At 71.2% G+C, this 14,014-nt stretch carries 15 protein-coding genes; 7 read left to right on the top strand and 8 right to left on the bottom strand.

The window, feature by feature from the left end; all coding sequences use genetic code 11:
- The first annotated feature begins 20 nt into the window (after positions 1-20).
- Entirely contained in the window at positions 21-1,181 is a 1,161-nt protein-coding gene (locus ABZX12_RS32075; RefSeq protein ID WP_355699193.1) for an ROK family transcriptional regulator, read from the top strand.
- 45 nt (positions 1,182-1,226) lie between these two features.
- Here ABZX12_RS32075 and ABZX12_RS32070 read toward each other — a convergent pair whose 3' ends face one another.
- From ABZX12_RS32070 to ABZX12_RS32060, 3 genes are read right to left on the bottom strand one after another with little or no spacing between them, the layout of a single operon-like run.
- Positions 1,227-1,856, bottom strand: a complete 630-nt coding sequence (locus ABZX12_RS32070; protein WP_355699192.1) for a DinB family protein — start codon at positions 1,854-1,856, stop codon at positions 1,227-1,229.
- Entirely contained in the window at positions 1,853-2,659 is an 807-nt protein-coding gene (thiD, locus tag ABZX12_RS32065; protein ID WP_355699191.1) for a bifunctional hydroxymethylpyrimidine kinase/phosphomethylpyrimidine kinase, read from the bottom strand. Before thiD ends, ABZX12_RS32070 begins: the two co-directional genes overlap by 4 nt.
- Before the next feature lies 1 nt (position 2,660).
- Positions 2,661-3,623, bottom strand: coding sequence for a thiamine-phosphate kinase (locus ABZX12_RS32060; RefSeq protein WP_355699190.1), 963 nt, complete (start codon positions 3,621-3,623; stop codon positions 2,661-2,663).
- Between the two features lie 128 nt (positions 3,624-3,751).
- On the opposite strand from ABZX12_RS32060, the gene ABZX12_RS32055 reads away from it, so the two are divergent.
- The 4 genes from ABZX12_RS32055 (at position 3,752) to ABZX12_RS32040 (ending at position 6,312) form a co-directional block, all read left to right on the top strand.
- Positions 3,752-3,985: an Lrp/AsnC ligand binding domain-containing protein gene (locus ABZX12_RS32055; RefSeq protein WP_198682133.1), complete on the top strand. Its 234-nt coding sequence runs from the start codon at positions 3,752-3,754 to the stop codon at positions 3,983-3,985.
- Positions 3,986-4,021: 36 nt separating this feature from the next.
- On the top strand, positions 4,022-4,567 hold the full coding sequence (locus ABZX12_RS32050; RefSeq protein ID WP_355699189.1) for a DUF3515 domain-containing protein: 546 nt from the start codon (positions 4,022-4,024) through the stop codon (positions 4,565-4,567).
- A 122-nt stretch (positions 4,568-4,689) separates the two neighbouring features.
- A complete protein-coding gene (locus ABZX12_RS32045; RefSeq protein ID WP_355699188.1) occupies positions 4,690-5,106 on the top strand; it encodes a YciI family protein in 417 nt (138 codons plus the stop codon).
- Between the two features lie 6 nt (positions 5,107-5,112).
- Positions 5,113-6,312 (top strand): sigma-70 family RNA polymerase sigma factor, encoded by a 1,200-nt coding sequence (locus ABZX12_RS32040; RefSeq protein ID WP_355699187.1) that lies wholly within the window; start codon positions 5,113-5,115, stop codon positions 6,310-6,312.
- Between the two features lie 4 nt (positions 6,313-6,316).
- Here the strand turns inward: ABZX12_RS32040 and ABZX12_RS32035 are convergent, their stop codons facing one another.
- The 3 genes from ABZX12_RS32035 to ABZX12_RS32025 all read right to left on the bottom strand — a co-directional run bounded on the left by ABZX12_RS32035 (position 6,317) and on the right by ABZX12_RS32025 (position 10,235).
- A complete protein-coding gene (locus ABZX12_RS32035; protein ID WP_355699186.1) occupies positions 6,317-7,762 on the bottom strand; it encodes a carboxylesterase family protein in 1,446 nt (481 codons plus the stop codon).
- An 8-nt stretch (positions 7,763-7,770) separates the two neighbouring features.
- Positions 7,771-8,901, bottom strand: coding sequence for a D-alanine--D-alanine ligase family protein (locus ABZX12_RS32030; protein WP_355699185.1), 1,131 nt, complete (start codon positions 8,899-8,901; stop codon positions 7,771-7,773).
- A gap of 128 nt (positions 8,902-9,029) precedes the next feature.
- Entirely contained in the window at positions 9,030-10,235 is a 1,206-nt protein-coding gene (locus ABZX12_RS32025) for a cytochrome P450 (protein ID WP_355699184.1), read from the bottom strand.
- 97 nt (positions 10,236-10,332) lie between these two features.
- On the opposite strand from ABZX12_RS32025, the gene ABZX12_RS32020 reads away from it, so the two are divergent.
- Together ABZX12_RS32020 and ABZX12_RS32015 are read left to right on the top strand one after the other, a co-directional pair.
- The gene (locus ABZX12_RS32020) at positions 10,333-10,989 is read left to right on the top strand and encodes a TetR/AcrR family transcriptional regulator (protein ID WP_355699183.1); all 657 of its coding nucleotides are present in this window, start codon (positions 10,333-10,335) and stop codon (positions 10,987-10,989) included.
- Positions 10,979-12,091 carry an aminotransferase class I/II-fold pyridoxal phosphate-dependent enzyme gene (locus ABZX12_RS32015; RefSeq protein ID WP_355699182.1) on the top strand — a complete coding sequence of 371 codons (1,113 nt, stop codon included), beginning with the start codon at positions 10,979-10,981 and terminating at the stop codon, positions 12,089-12,091. Before ABZX12_RS32020 ends, ABZX12_RS32015 begins: the two co-directional genes overlap by 11 nt.
- Here the strand turns inward: ABZX12_RS32015 and ABZX12_RS32010 are convergent.
- Complete coding sequence (locus ABZX12_RS32010; RefSeq protein WP_355699181.1) at positions 12,075-13,247, bottom strand: MFS transporter; 1,173 nt, start codon at positions 13,245-13,247, stop codon at positions 12,075-12,077. The genes ABZX12_RS32015 and ABZX12_RS32010 overlap by 17 nt on opposite strands.
- Positions 13,244-13,981: a DeoR/GlpR family DNA-binding transcription regulator gene (locus ABZX12_RS32005; protein ID WP_355699180.1), complete on the bottom strand. Its 738-nt coding sequence runs from the start codon at positions 13,979-13,981 to the stop codon at positions 13,244-13,246. Before ABZX12_RS32005 ends, ABZX12_RS32010 begins: the two co-directional genes overlap by 4 nt.
- Positions 13,982-14,014 lie beyond the last annotated feature (33 nt).

Genomic DNA, 14,014 nt, shown 5'->3' with positions numbered 1-14,014 from the left:
GCATAAGGGGAAGGACACCGATGACTCCAGTGCGCCGGGGGCAATGGCAGACGGCTGCGGACGTCCTGACCCAGCTCACCCGCCGGCCCGGCATCACCCGGGCCGCGGTCGCGCGGGCGTTGCGGCTGAGCACCGGGTCGGCGACAGAGGTGACCGCCCGGCTACGCGACGTACACCTGCTGACAGAGGTACCTGCCCCCAGTCAGGGACGCGGTCGGCCGACGACAGTGCTGCAGCCGCATCCGCAAGGCCCTGTGGTGCTGGCACTGGATCTGCGGCAGAGCAGTTGGCGCAGTGCGGTCGTAGCACTCGACGGTTCGCTGCAGGACCCGCAGTACAAGCGGCACCGGAGTCGGCGCGCGCAAGTCGTGCTGAAGAACCTGCGGCGCGAGGTGGAGCTGGCCAAGCAGCGGTACGGCGCTCGGCTCCAGATGGTCAGCCTCGCCGTACCGGGCACTGTCCGCGACAACCACCTGATGCAGGCTCCCACTCTCGAGTGGGTGGAACTGGACCTCGCGCAGGTCACTGAAGGCACGGGCGTGCCGCTGCTCGCCGGCAACGACGCGACGCTGAGCGGCGTGGCCGAAGCTCGTACAGGCGCAGCCGCCGGAGCTGGTACGGCGGTGCACCTCATCATCGAGGTCGGTATCGGCGGGACGCTGCTGATCGACGGCGTACCGGCACAGGGCGCGTCAGGAGCCGGCGGTGAGTACGGCCACATGCCCTTCGGCGACCGCTCTCGCCCCTGTCCGTGCGGTGCACGCGGCTGTTGGGACCTGGAGATCGACGGACGCGCCCTGGCACGCCACCTGAAGCAGCCGACGCCGGACGACCCCGTTGCCTACACCGAAGAGGTACTCCGGCGCACGGACCGCGCTGCCCGAGCAGCCGTGACCAAGGTGGTCACGGCGCTCGGCTACGGCATCGCAGGTCTGGTGAACGCGCACGACCCGGACGTAGTGACCGTCGGAGGTCTGGCGATACCCCTCCGCGCCGCGGCCGAGGACACGTTCACCGAGGCCTACCTGAGCGGTCTCATGACGTTCCACCGCGGCGCTCCCCCGCCAGTACTCCCGGCCACTCACCAGCCGGACGGCCCGCTCCGCGGCGCGGCCGCACTCGCGCTGGACCACCTCACCAGCGAACCGGCGATCGCAGCCTGGGTCGCCAATCGGTCCTGAGAGCGGGCTGGAGCCTTCAGGCCCAGTCGTGCGGGAGCTCGCGGCTCACGCCTCCTGAGACGGCTCGAGGTCCGGCGTGCGGACCTCCTCCTCGGCGTCCTCGTCCACGGTCGGCTTGGGGACGATCGGAGGCTCCACCTGGGCCAGGATCTCGATGATGTCGTGACGGTGGTGCTGGATCTCGTGGGCGGTGTGGCGGATGATCCAGCCGAGCGTGCGGGGTGCGCGGACCGGGTAGTTGTAAAGGCCGAGCTTGCCCAGCTCGTGCGGCCGCAGGACCCGCGCCGCGGCGCCGAACTCCTTGGCGAAGCGGACCAGCTCGGCGGCGACCTCCATCGGGTCCTGGTCCTCGTACTTGCGCTGCTTCACCCGGCCCGTGCGGTCCATCGGTGCGTACACCGGCCGGTCCTCGGCCAGGCACTGCGCGATCCGGTGCCGCTGCACCTCGAGGACGTCGCGGACATGGCACGCATACTCGATCGCGGACCACACCTCCGGCTCAGGGCGCAGCCGCACCACGTCCGGGTCCGGACCGGCCGCCGCCTTGGTCAGCGCCATGCTGCAGTCCGCCGACTGCCGGATGAGCAGGGTCACCGTGCCCTGCAGGTCGCCGGTGTCGTAGTTGAAACCGCACTGCTCGCAGTACCCGTCGACAGGGGGCTGCTGCTTGCTCAAGTGGCACTCCCTCGGAATCTCCACGCGTGATCGACCGGACCGATACCGTCGCCGAGCGCGAACCCGGCCCCGATTGCACCGGTCACGTACTCCTTCGCCGCACCCACGGCACTCGGTACGTCGTACCCACGAGCAAGGTACGACGCGATGGTGCTCGCCAGTGTGCAACCCGTGCCGTGCGTGTGCCTGTTGTCGGCCCGGACCGCGCTGTACGCACGCCGTACGCCGGGACCGTGCAGCACGTCGACCGACGCCGTGCCGACGTCGTGACCGCCCTTCACCAGCACCCAGTCCGCTCCTGCATCCAGCAGCGCCTGCGCGGCGAACTCCCGGTCCTCGACCGTCTCCAGGTCGATGCCGGAGACCGGTCCGAGCTCGGTCAGGTTCGGTGTGAGGACCGTGGCGAGCGGGACGATCTCCGTGCGCACGGCCTCCATCGCGTCGGCCGCGAGGAGCGCGTCGCCGTGCTTGGACACCGACACCGGATCGACGACGACCGGTACCTCCGGCGGCAGCGTCCGCAGCAGCGAGGCGACCACACGGACCATCGACTCGGACGCCAGCATGCCGGTCTTCACAGCGTCGACGCCGATGTCGTCGACCACACTGCGGAACTGCGCGCGCACCTGCTCCTCCGGCAGCTCCCAGGCGCCCTGGACGCCGAGGCTGTTCTGCGCGGTGATCGCGGTCAGCACACTCATGCCGTGCACGCCGTTGGCGAGCATCGCCTTCAGGTCCGCCTGGATGCCGGCTCCGCCACCTGAGTCGGAGCCGGCGATCGTCAGCACTCTGGGGGGCCGCATCTCAACTCCTGAAGTGGGCGTGGCCGGTCTCGGCAGCATACGGCGAGCCGTCGACGGTCACGGTCCCGGGCGGGCGTTCATCGTTGCCCTCAGCAACCGAGCCGATCACGGTCCAGCCCTCGGGCACGTCGGCCGGCTCGAAGGTGCCGACCAGGGCGTGGTCCTCGCCGCCGGTCAGCACGAACCGCAGCGCGTCCACACCGGTCGCGGCGGCCACCGCCTGCAGCGGCTCGGGCACCGTGAGCGCCTTCGTGTGGACGTCGATGATCACCTCGCTCGCCGTCGCGATGTGGCCGAGGTCGGCCAGCAGGCCGTCGCTCACGTCGCACAGCGAGGATGCTCCGGCGAGCGCGGCCCGCGGCCCCTCGCCGTACGGCGGTTGCGGGCGCCGGTGCGCCTCGACCACGGCCCGCGGTGAGCGGAACCCGCGCGCCAGCACCGTCCAGCCCGCCTCCGCCCAGCCCAGCCGCCCGACGTACGCGACCTCGTCGCCCGGGCGGGCACCGGACCGCAGGAGCGGCGCACGGCCGTCCAGCGAGCCGAACGCGGTCACCGAGACGACGATCTTGTCGGACTGGACCGTGTCGCCGCCGATGATGCTCGCCCCGACCAGGTCGCACTCGTCGACCAGGCCTTGGTTCAGCTCCAGGGCCCAGGCAGTCGGCAGGTCGGCGGGGCCGCCGAAACCGACCACCAGCGCCGTCGGGCGGGCGCCCATCGCCGCCACGTCAGCGAGGTTCTGCGCGGCGGCCTTGCGGCCCACGTCGTACGCCGACGACCAGTCCTGGCGGAAGTGCCGGCCCTCGACCAGCAGATCCGTCGTGATCACCATGCGGCCGTCCGGCACCGCCATCACGGCAGCGTCGTCGCCAGGACCGACCAGGACGTCCTCACTCTTGGACAGCCCCTTGGTGACGGCCGCGATCAGGCCGAACTCACCCGTGCTCCCCAACGTCTCTGTCACGTCAGCAGACCTCCCATATCGCTGACCGGAGTCTAGGCGGTACCGTGACCGGGCAACGAGTACGCCCAGCCACCTGGCAGTACTGTGGCTGGAGCCCAGCTGAGGACGACTGAGTGGAGAACGACGTGGTGGTCCAGGCCTACATCCTGATCCAGACCGAGGTCGGCCGGGCGGCCGACGTCGCCGCACAGATCGCCGAGGTCCAGGGAGTCACCCTGGCCGAGGACGTCACCGGTCCCTACGACGTGATCGTCCGCGCGGAAGCCCGCAACGTCGACGAACTGGGCAAGCTGGTGGTTGCCCGGGTCCAGAACGTCCCCGGCATCACCCGCACGCTGACCTGCCCCGTCGTCCACATCTGACCCTCCGCCACCCAGGGGACCCGCCACCGTCTCAGCATGCCCACCCACCAGCCCACGTACCCGCACCTGTTCCCGGCCCGGACAGCACGCGCGCGGACAGCACGAACACGGACAGCACGCGCGCGGGCCGCGCGGTTGATCGGTCTTGGGCTCGGTCTGTTGCTGGTCGCGGGGTGCAGTCCCGGGCCGACGCCCGTGCCGGTCCCCTCCCCCGCGCCGGAGGTCGCCGCCGCCTGCGCCGACCTGGTCAAGGCCCTGCCCGCCAAGGTCCTGGACGCCGAGCGTCGCGAGACCTCCCCGAACAGCCCGCTGACCGCTGCCTACGGCGACCCGCCGATCGAAATGACCTGCGGCGTCAGCCCGCCGGCCGGCATGGCCGAGGCCCAGTCGCAGTGCTTCGAAGTGAACGGCGTCGGGTGGTTCGCCAAACAGGTCCAGAACGGCACCATCTTCACCACCATCGGCCGCTCCCTCTACTTCGAGGTCGCCGTCCCCGACAAGTACTCCCCCGAGGCCAACGCACTCACCGACGTGTCGGACGCTGTCCACAAGTTCGACAAACTCGTCACGCCCTGCACCTGACAACGGCATACTCCCTGGCGAGATCGAAATCGTCTGCTGGTTCGTGTCCGGTTGCGGCGCGCGGGGGCGACGTCTCGGGTGGAAGTGCCCGGTGGTGGGTGCTCGGACGACGGGAGAAGCTGATGAAGTACATGATCCTGACGTATGCGTCGCAGCAGGACTACGACGGGATGGCGGGGAAGGACACCGGGAAGCCGGCCTGGACGCCGGAGGACTTCGCCGCGATGGGGGCGTTCATGGAGAAGTTCAACAACGACCTGGTCGAGTCCGGAGAGCTCATCGAGACGCGTGGGCTGGCGGCGCCGGTGCTCACCCGGCGGCTGGGGTCGAAGGACGGGCAGTCCGTGGTGACCGACGGGCCGTACGCCGAGACGCAGGAGGTGCTCGCGGGGTACTGGATCGTCGAGTGCGAGTCGTTCGACCGGGCCACGGAGATCGCGGCGCGGCTCGGGGACACACCGGCGCCGGAGTTCGCCCGCGCGACCGCGTATGCGGACATCCGGCCGATCGTCGAGGGCCGCGACGAGCTGGTGGAGTGACCGGACATGAGTGGCGCTCTCGACGACCTGCTGCGGGAGCTGGCACCGCAGGTTCTCGGGGCGCTCGTCCGGCGGTTCGGGCATTTCGACACGGCTGAGGACGCGGTACAGGAGGCGCTGCTCGCGGCGGCGCAGCAGTGGCCGGTCGACGGCGTGCCGGACAGTCCGCGGGGATGGTTGATCACGGTCGCCTCGCGCCGCCTGACGGATCTGCTCCGGCGGGAGCAGGCTCGTCAGCGGCGGGAGGACCGGGTCGCTGCCTGGGCGCCGCAGGGCGAGTCCGTCGGGGACACCGACGACACGCTGGTGCTGTTGTTCCTGTGCTGTCATCCGTCGTTGTCGCCGGCGTCGCAGATCGCGTTGACGTTGCGGGCGGTCGGTGGTCTGACGACGGCTGAGATCGCGCGGGCGTTCCTGGTGCCGGAGGCAACCATGACGCGGCGGATCACCCGGGCCAAGACGACGGTGCAGGACAGCGGCGCGCGGTTCACGATGCCGACCGACCGCGATGAGCGGCTGGGCGCGGTGCTGAAGGTCGTGTACCTGATCTTCAACGAGGGCTACACGAGCACGACAGGGCCGAGCCTGCAGCGGGTCGAGCTGGCGGCCGAAGGGATCCGGCTGGCGCGGATGCTGCACCGGCTGCTGCCGGCCGACGCCGAGGTCGCCGGGTTGCTGGCGTTGCTGTTGCTCACCGACGCCCGTCGGCCGGCGCGGACCGGGCCGCTCGGCGAGCTGGTGCCGATGGCGGAGCAGGACCGGTCGCTGTGGATCCCGGAGCTGATGCGCGAGGGCGTCGAGCTGATCACGGCAACGCTGCCCCGGGGACCAGTCGGGCCGTACCAGCTGCAGGCGGCGATCGCGGCCGTGCACGACGAGTCGCCGACGGCCGAGGAGACGGACTGGCCGCAGATCGTCGCGTTGTACGAGGTGCTGCTGCAGCTCACCGACAATCCGATGGTCGCGCTCAACCACGTGGTCGCGGTCGCGATGGCGCGCGGACCTGCCGACGGACTGGCGCTGCTCGGTTCGATCGAGCACGACCAGCGGATCGCGGACGACCACCGGCTGCCGGCGGTCCGGGCGCATCTCCTGGAGATGTCCGGTGACGCGCCGGGCGCGCGAGCGGCGTACGAGCAGGCGGCGGCGCGGACGACGAGTGTCCCGCAACAGCGCTACCTGCGTGCCCGGGCAGACAGGCTGTGACTGCTCAGCGGCGAGGCCAAGCGAGGCGTTCGTCGACGCGGTCGTTCGTGGTGGTGCCGGAAGCGGTGTTGAAGTGACGGCTGACGCGGTGCTCGCGGCTGTACGGCGGCCAGCCGGGGTCGCCGGTGCGGGCGAAGTCGATCCAGGTCCGGTGCATGAGGTCCGCGAGGTGCTGGGGTGGTGCGGTGCCGAGCATCGGCGTCGCCGCAGGATCGTCCAGGTTGTCGAAGACGAAGCCGAGCTCGAGGCCGTGGCAGGCCCCGAGCGTCCCGTGGCAGGCAGGCGACCTCCAGCCGAACTCGTACACATAAGCGCCGGGCCGGGCCTCGGCCAGCCGGATCGCGGGGATGCGGTAGTACGAGTCGGTCATGATCGCGGCCAGGACGTCACCTGGCCCGGAGCCGGGACGATTCGCCCGGTAGCGACGGACGCCGCGGGCCGGCAGCCCGAAGCGAAGCGCGGCCGCGGCGTACAGCGCCGGGGTGTTGAGACGCGAGGTGAGGCCGGTGGGGACCAGGAAGAGCCGGGCTTCCTCACTGTTCGTGCCGATCATCAGGTCGACGTCCGGCCGGATGCCGTCGATGGGAGCGGCAGGCAGGAGTTCACCGTCGACCACCGGGCTGAACGGCAGCAGCGTCCGGGCAACATCGCCCCACACCTTGGCACGCGGCCTGGCCATCACCTGCTGACCGAGGCTGTCCTGCGCGGCGAGCAGCTTCGGCACCGGCACGGCCGCGATCGCCTCGCGCGTCGGCGCTGTGCCGAGCATCGCCGCCAGCCGGTTGCCGACCGTCCGAGCGCTCGCGGCGCTGATCGTGTTGTGCCCGGCGCCCGACTGCGCGATCGCCCGCCGGAACAGCCCGTCGGCGGCCGGCATCGCGAGCAGTGTGCACACGCTCATCGCCCCGGCGGATTCGCCGAAGATCGTCACGTTCCCCGGGTCGCCGCCGAACGCGGCGATGTTGTCGCGGACCCAGGTCAGCGCGGCGATCTGGTCGAGCAGCCCGAGGTTCGGCGTCCCGTCGCCGAACCACAGGAAACCGTCGGCGCCCAGCCGGTAGTTGATCGTCACCAGGACCACGCCGTCACGCGCGAACCGCGTGCCGTCGTACACCGACAACGCTCCGGACCCGCTCGTGAACGAGCCGCCGTGGACGAACACCATCACCGGCGCCTGCCCGTCGAGCGCCGGCGTCCACACGTTGAGGTTGAGGTAGTCGTCGCCCGGGACGATCATCCGCGGAACGAGCGCGCCGATCGCGCCCTCGGGCCTGGTCTGCGGCGCCGTCGGGCCGTAGCCGCGGCAGTCCCGGGGCGCGGTCCACGGCTCCGGCGCGACCGGCGGCCGGAAGCGGTTCGGCCCGACCGGCGGCGCGGCGTACGGGATGCCTTTGAACGCGAGCGCGTCGGTCCCGGCGACAGGGCCGTGCTGCGTGTCGACCAGGACCACGGTGCGACTCAGCGCAGGCCGGTCGGGCGGGTCATCGCCAGGGTGAGAAGGTGTTCGACGAGCGTCGCGTAGTCCTTGCCGGACGCCGCCCACAGCCGCGGGAACATGCTGGTCGGCGTGAAGCCGGGCATCGTGTTGATCTCGTTGATCACGACCCGGTCGTCGGCGTCCAGGAAGAAGTCGACGCGCGCCAGCCCCTCGGCCTCGATGGCGTCGAAGGCGATCAGCGCCTTCGCGCGAATCTCGTCCGCGATCTCCGACGGCAGGTCGGCCGGCACCGAGAGCGCCGTGTACTCCTCGCCCTCCGGCAGGTACTTGGTCTCGAAGTCGTAGAAGGCGTGCCCGCCGCCGGACACCGCGATCTCACCGCAGACGCTGGCCTCCGGGTCGCGGCCGGACGGCCCGCCGAGCACCCCGACCTCGATCTCCCGCGGGCTCTTCGCCGACGCCTCGACGATCACCTTCGGGTCGTGCGCCCGCGCCACCGCGACTGCCTCGTCGAGCTCGTCGCGGCTGTTCACCTTGCTGATCCCGAGGCTCGACCCGCCCCGGCACGGCTTCACGAACACCGGGTAGCCGAGCGCGTCGACCGCGGCGCGGCACGCCTCCGGGTCCCGGATCCAGTCCCGGTCGCGGATCACGACGTACGGCGTGACCTCGAGGCCGGCGCCCTGGAAGACGACCTTCATGTAGTGCTTGTCCATGCCGACGGCGCTGGCCAGGACGCCGGAACCGACGTACCGGATGTCCGACATCTCGAGCAGGCCCTGGATGGTGCCGTCCTCGCCCCACGGGCCGTGCAGCAGCGGGAAGACCACGTCGACCGCGCCGAGCGTGCTCGGCACCTGGCCCGGCTCGCTGACCACGAGTTCGCGGTTCGCGCCGAACAGCACCGGCATCGCGGTCACGTCGACCTCGGGGAGCTTGCCGTCGGTGATCGACAGCCGCTCCGGGTCGCCGCTCTCCAGCACCCAGTGCCCGCTGGTACTGATGCCGACCGGGACCACGTCGTACTTGTCCCGGTCGATGACCTGCAGGACGTTCGCGGCGGTCACGCACGAGATGGCGTGCTCGCTCGACCGGCCGCCGAAGACGACGGCGACCCGGGGCTTGCGCTGACCTTCTGAGTACTCACTCACCGGCTCGACTGTAGCGGCCCGGAGAGGTCGCGCGGACAGGTGGTGCCGTCGCGAGCGGCGCGCAGCAGGCGCCACCTGTCCGCGGGACCTCTTCATCTGGTTCCGACCGGGGTTCGGTTAAGAGATGTTCAGATCGGGCCGTCCCAGGTGACTGGCAATGCTGTCACTCCGTACACGAGCGTGTTGTTTCTGTAGTCGATCTCCTCGAACGGTACGGCGAGCCGCAGCGTCGGGATGCGCGTGAACAGCCGGGTGAAGACCTCCTGCAACTCGACCCGCGCCAACTGCTGGCCGAGGCACTGGTGCGGTCCGAACCCGAAGGCGACGTGCGCCGCGGCCTCGCGCTCCACGTCGAGCCGGTCGGGGTCCGGGAACACCGTCTCGTCGCGGTTCGCCGAGGACAGCGCCGCGATCAGGAACCCGCCGGCCTCGATCGTCGAGGAGCCGACCGGCAACTCGTCGGTCACCTGCCGGAACAGCCCGAAGTGCACGACGGACAGGTAGCGCAGCAGCTCCTCGACCGCAGCCGGCGCCAGCGCCGGGTCGGACCGCAGCTTGGCGAGCTCGTCGGGGTTGCGCAGCAGCGCAAGCGTGCTGAGCGCGATCATGTTCGCGGTCGTCTCGTGTCCGGCGATCAGCAAGGTGACGCCGACCGTGACAAGCTCCTCCAGGCTCAGCGGCGTACCGGACTCTTCGCCGCGGGTGATCAGCCGGGACAGCAGGTCGTCCTCGCGCTCGGCCTGCTTGGCCAGCACCAGCCCGACGATGTACTGGTTCAGCTCGTCACTGGCCCGGCCGATCTCGTCGGTCCAGCCGTCGACGCGGACGAGCAACGCACTCCGCTCCTGGAACTCGTCGCGGTCCGCGTACGGGACGCCGAGGAGTTCGCAGATCACCAGCGACGGGATCGGCAGCGCGAACTCCTTCACCAGGTCGACGGGTCCGCCGGCGGCGAGCATCGCGTCGATCCGCTCGTCGATCATCGCGGCGATCCGCGGCCGCATCGCCTCCATCCGCCGCGCCGCGAACTCGGTCGCAAGCAGCCTGCGGAGACGTTTGTGCGCCGCGCCGTCGACCTGCAGGATCGAGCCCGACTCCACCTCCCGCTCCAGATCCGCGTCCGGGACGACGTGATCGGACGGCGCCAGTCGCGAGCTCAGCCGGCTGTCCCGGAGCAGCGTGCGGACGTCGTCGTACCGGCTGATCACGTAGGCGTCGACACCGGCCGGCGTCGCCACCTTCGCGAGCTCCCCGGTCCGGCGGTACGCGGCGTACTCGCGCGCCGGGTCGAACGGGCAGCCGGACGGTCTGCCGACGGGAAAGCTCTCGGTCATCGCCACCCCCAACGGAAATTTGGTAGTGACTACCATATGGCTGACGCTCCCGATAAGGAACACCCTGCGGCGCGTCGCAGGCGGTACCCTGCCCGCCATGGGACTGCGCGAGGTGAAGCGGGAGCGGACCCGCCGGCTGATCGCGGACAAGGCGTTCGAGCTGTTCAGCGACAACGGGTTCGGCCGCACCACGGTCGAGCAGATCGCCGCGGCCGCCGAGGTCGGGCCGAGCACCCTGTACCGGTACTTCCCGACCAAGGAAGGGCTGGTCCTGGAGTTCGTCGACGAGTGCCTCGCGGACGCGGTCAGCTGGTTCCACGACCAGCCCGCGATGAACCTGCCGGACGGCCTGTCCGCGGTGATCGAGCGGGTCCTCGAGCAGCTGGAACGCAACCCGGACCGGATCCGCGCGGTGTTCGACCTGGCCGAACAGACCGCGTCCGTGAGCGCGCACCTCAACGAGCTGATCTGGCGCTTCCGCAACGACCTCGCCGACGTGCTGGTCCGCCGGTTGCCCGGCGACGATCTGCGCAGCATCGAGTTCGTCGCGGCGTTGTCCGCCGGAATCACGATGAACATCATCGAGAACGTGGTCCGCGTCTGGGTCGACAGCCCCGGCACGGTCGACGCGAAGACACTCGCCCGGCGGGCGATGCGGCTGTTGCGCGCCGGCGGCGTCCCGCTGCCCGGCGTACCGGACTCCCCGCGCTCTGACCCCGCCGAGCGCCAGGGACAATTCGGGCATGACTCCTGACCTCGATCCGTCCACCGTCGTCGTCCACGCGGGCCGGCCCGAGCGGGTGCCGAACGCGCCGCTCGGCGAGTCCCCGGTGTTCAGCTCGACGTACGTCGCCGGCGGGGATCGCGGCTACGGGCGGTTCGGGAACGACGCGTGGACCGCGCTCGAGGAGACCCTCGGGCAGCTCGAGGGCGGGCGCGGGCTGACGTTCGCGTCCGGGATGGCGGCCGCCGCGGCGGTCATCGACCTGGTCCCGGTCGGCGGTCGGGTGGTTGCGCCGCAGCATGCGTACTCCGGCGTCCTCGCGCTGCTCGATCAGCAGGCAGCCACCGGCCGGCTGACGGTCGACCGGGTCGGCATCGCCGACACGGACGCAGCCGTCCGGGCGGTCGACGGCGCCGACCTGCTGTGGATCGAGTCGCCGACCAATCCCGCGATGGAGGTCGCCGACATCCCGGCGCTCGCCGCGGCCGGTCGTGCCGCAGGCGCGACCGTGGTCGTCGACAACACGTTCGCCACTCCCCTGCTCCAGCAGCCGCTGCGGCTCGGCGCGGACGTCGTGATGCACTCGGCCACCAAGTTCATCGCCGGGCATTCCGACGTCGTCCTGGGCGCCGTCGTCACCGCGGACGAGGACCTGTGGTCGGCGATCGAGCTCCGTCGCCGCAGTCTCGGCGCGATCCCGGGACCGATGGAGGCCTGGCTGGCGCTCCGCGGCCTGCGGACGCTCGCGCTCCGCCTGGAGCGGGCCCAGTCGAACGCCCTGTTCCTGGCCGAGCGGCTGCGCGCGCACCCGCGGGTCAGCCGGGTCCGCTACCCCGGTCTGCCGGACGACCCGGGACACGACCGCGCCGCCGCGCAGATGTCCGGCTTCGGCGCGATCCTCGCCTTCGAGCTCGGCGGCGACGCGGCCGGCGCCCAGAAGCTCTGCGAGTGCACGCAGCTGTGGGTGCACGCGACCAGCCTCGGCGGCGTCGAGTCGCTGCTCGAACGCCGCCGCCGCTGGCCGATCGAGGTGCCGACCATCCCCGAGGACCTGATCCGGCTGTCCGTCGGTATCGAGCACCCCGACGACCTGTGGGCCGACCTGGAGCAGGCGCTCAGCGCTTCGAGTTGAGTACCGGCCCGCCGAAGAACGTCAGCACGCACAGCACCACGGGCAGGATGAACGCGATGTTCAGCGGCATCCAGTGCGCGAGGCCGCCGATCAGCGCCGGGCCGGCGAGCAGGCCGACGTACCCGAGACCGACGACGCGGGCCATCAGGGCGCCGGACGAGCGCGGGTCGAGGTTGCCCGCGGCGGTGAACAGCTGCGGTACGCCGCCCGCGAGGCCGAGGCCGAACACCGCCCAGCCGACGAGCGCGACGGGCACCCACGGCACGACGATCACCAGGGTCAGACCGGCCGCGGCCATCGCGGCTCCCCAGCGCACGATCGCGGCCGGGCCGACGACGGCGGCCACCCGGTCGGTGAGGAAGCGCCCGACGGTCATCGCGACCGCGAAGGCGCCGTACGCGTAGGCCGCTGTGCTGACCGAGGTGTCGAGGATGTCGCGGAAGTGCAGCGCGGCCCAGTCGTTGGCCACGCCCTCGGACAGCATCAGGCCGAACGCGAGCCCGCCGAGCGCCCAGACCAGCTTGGCCGGCGGCTTCTCCCGGGGCACCTCGTCGGCCGCGTCCTCGTCGGAGACGGTTGCCTCCAGCAAGAACCTGCTGGCGGCCAGCGAGATCGCGATGCAGACCAGACCGGACAGGCCGAGCGTGACCTCGGTCGGTACGCCGGCGCGCAACGTGGCCGCGCCGATGACGGCCGCGAGCGCGCCGCCGATCGACCACATGGCATGGAAGGCCGCCATGATCGGTCGCGGGTAGCCGCGTTCGACGACGACAGCCTGTGCGTTCATGCCGACGTCGATCGAGCCGTTGCCGAAGCCGACGAGGATCAGCGTGAGCCCCAGCGTCCACCAGTTGGTGGCCAGGCCGGGACCGGCGAGCGCGATCCCGAGCAGGATGCCCGCGGCCGGGACGAGCCGGCGCTGGCCGAGCTTGTCGACGAGCGGGCCGGCGACCTGCATGCCGATGAACGCGGCGCCGCCGAGGACGAGCAGGAGCAGCCCGAGCGTGCTGTGGGTGATCCCGGTCGCCTGCTCGATGCTCGGGATGTGCACCACCCACATCCCGACGGCGAACCCGTTCAGGCCGAAGTACAGCCAGGTGGCGACACGGGCGGCTCGGGGCGGTGCAGTCTGGAGCTGGACGTCAGTGGCGCTCAAGAGGCCACCTCTACGAGGGTGCCGCGTTGGGTCAGCAAGGTTCGTTGGTCCTCGGGTGCGGAGTCGTCGGTGATGATGAGGTCGGGGCGGTCGGCGGCGCAGACGTAGGCGAGCGCGGCCCGGTCCCACTTGGCGCCGTCGGCGAGCACGATGGATCGGTTGGCGACCTTCAGGGCTTCCTGTTTGACCTCGGCGTCGCCCAGGTCGAAGGCCGTCATCCCCGCGTCGAGGCTGAAGGCGCACGGGCTCAGGACGGCGGCGTCGAACCGGAGCGCGCGGAGCGAGGCGACCGTCAGCGGACCGACGAGCGACAGCTCACCCTTGCGGGCCTCGCCGCCCGGCATCAGCAGCCGGATCCGCGGCGCGTCGGCCAGCTCGTGCGCGACGTGCAGCGAGAGCGGCATCACCGTCAGCGCGCGGTCGTGCAGCAGTTTCGCGGTCTCCAGCGCCGTCGTACCGCTGTCGAGCACGATCGTCTCGCCGTCGCGAAGGTGCTCGACGGCGGCGCGGGCGATCGCCTGCTTGGCGGCGACGGCGGCCTGGGCGCGCAGCGAGTGCGGCGGCTCGAGACCGGACGGCATCGCGGACACCGCGCCACCGTGGACCCGCTTCAGGACGCCTTGCGCGGCCAGGAAGTCGAGATCGCGGCGTACCGTCATGTCGGAGGCCTCGGTCGCCTCGACCAGCTCCTGGACCGACACTCGGTCGACGGCCCGCAGTCGCTCTACGATCATTTGGTGCCGTTCCGCACTTCTCATGCGCAAAAA

This window comes from Kribbella sp. NPDC003505 (genome assembly GCF_040610875.1).
In the GTDB taxonomy this organism is placed as follows: Bacteria; Actinomycetota; Actinomycetes; order Propionibacteriales; family Kribbellaceae; genus Kribbella.
The sequence above is the reverse complement of the archived record's forward strand: the minus strand, read 5'-3'. Positions and strand labels throughout refer to the sequence as shown.

Coding starts and splice junctions, on each gene's coding strand:
- ABZX12_RS32075 (WP_355699193.1), top strand. CDS start 21: ATGACTCCAGTGCGCCGGGGGCAATGGCAGACGGCTGCGGACGTCCTG.
- thiD (WP_355699191.1), bottom strand. CDS start 2,659: ATGCGGCCCCCCAGAGTGCTGACGATCGCCGGCTCCGACTCAGGTGGC.
- ABZX12_RS32050 (WP_355699189.1), top strand. CDS start 4,022: ATGCCCACCCACCAGCCCACGTACCCGCACCTGTTCCCGGCCCGGACA.
- ABZX12_RS32045 (WP_355699188.1), top strand. CDS start 4,690: ATGAAGTACATGATCCTGACGTATGCGTCGCAGCAGGACTACGACGGG.
- ABZX12_RS32040 (WP_355699187.1), top strand. CDS start 5,113: ATGAGTGGCGCTCTCGACGACCTGCTGCGGGAGCTGGCACCGCAGGTT.
- ABZX12_RS32025 (WP_355699184.1), bottom strand. CDS start 10,235: ATGACCGAGAGCTTTCCCGTCGGCAGACCGTCCGGCTGCCCGTTCGAC.
- ABZX12_RS32020 (WP_355699183.1), top strand. CDS start 10,333: ATGGGACTGCGCGAGGTGAAGCGGGAGCGGACCCGCCGGCTGATCGCG.
- ABZX12_RS32015 (WP_355699182.1), top strand. CDS start 10,979: ATGACTCCTGACCTCGATCCGTCCACCGTCGTCGTCCACGCGGGCCGG.
- ABZX12_RS32005 (WP_355699180.1), bottom strand. CDS start 13,981: ATGATCGTAGAGCGACTGCGGGCCGTCGACCGAGTGTCGGTCCAGGAG.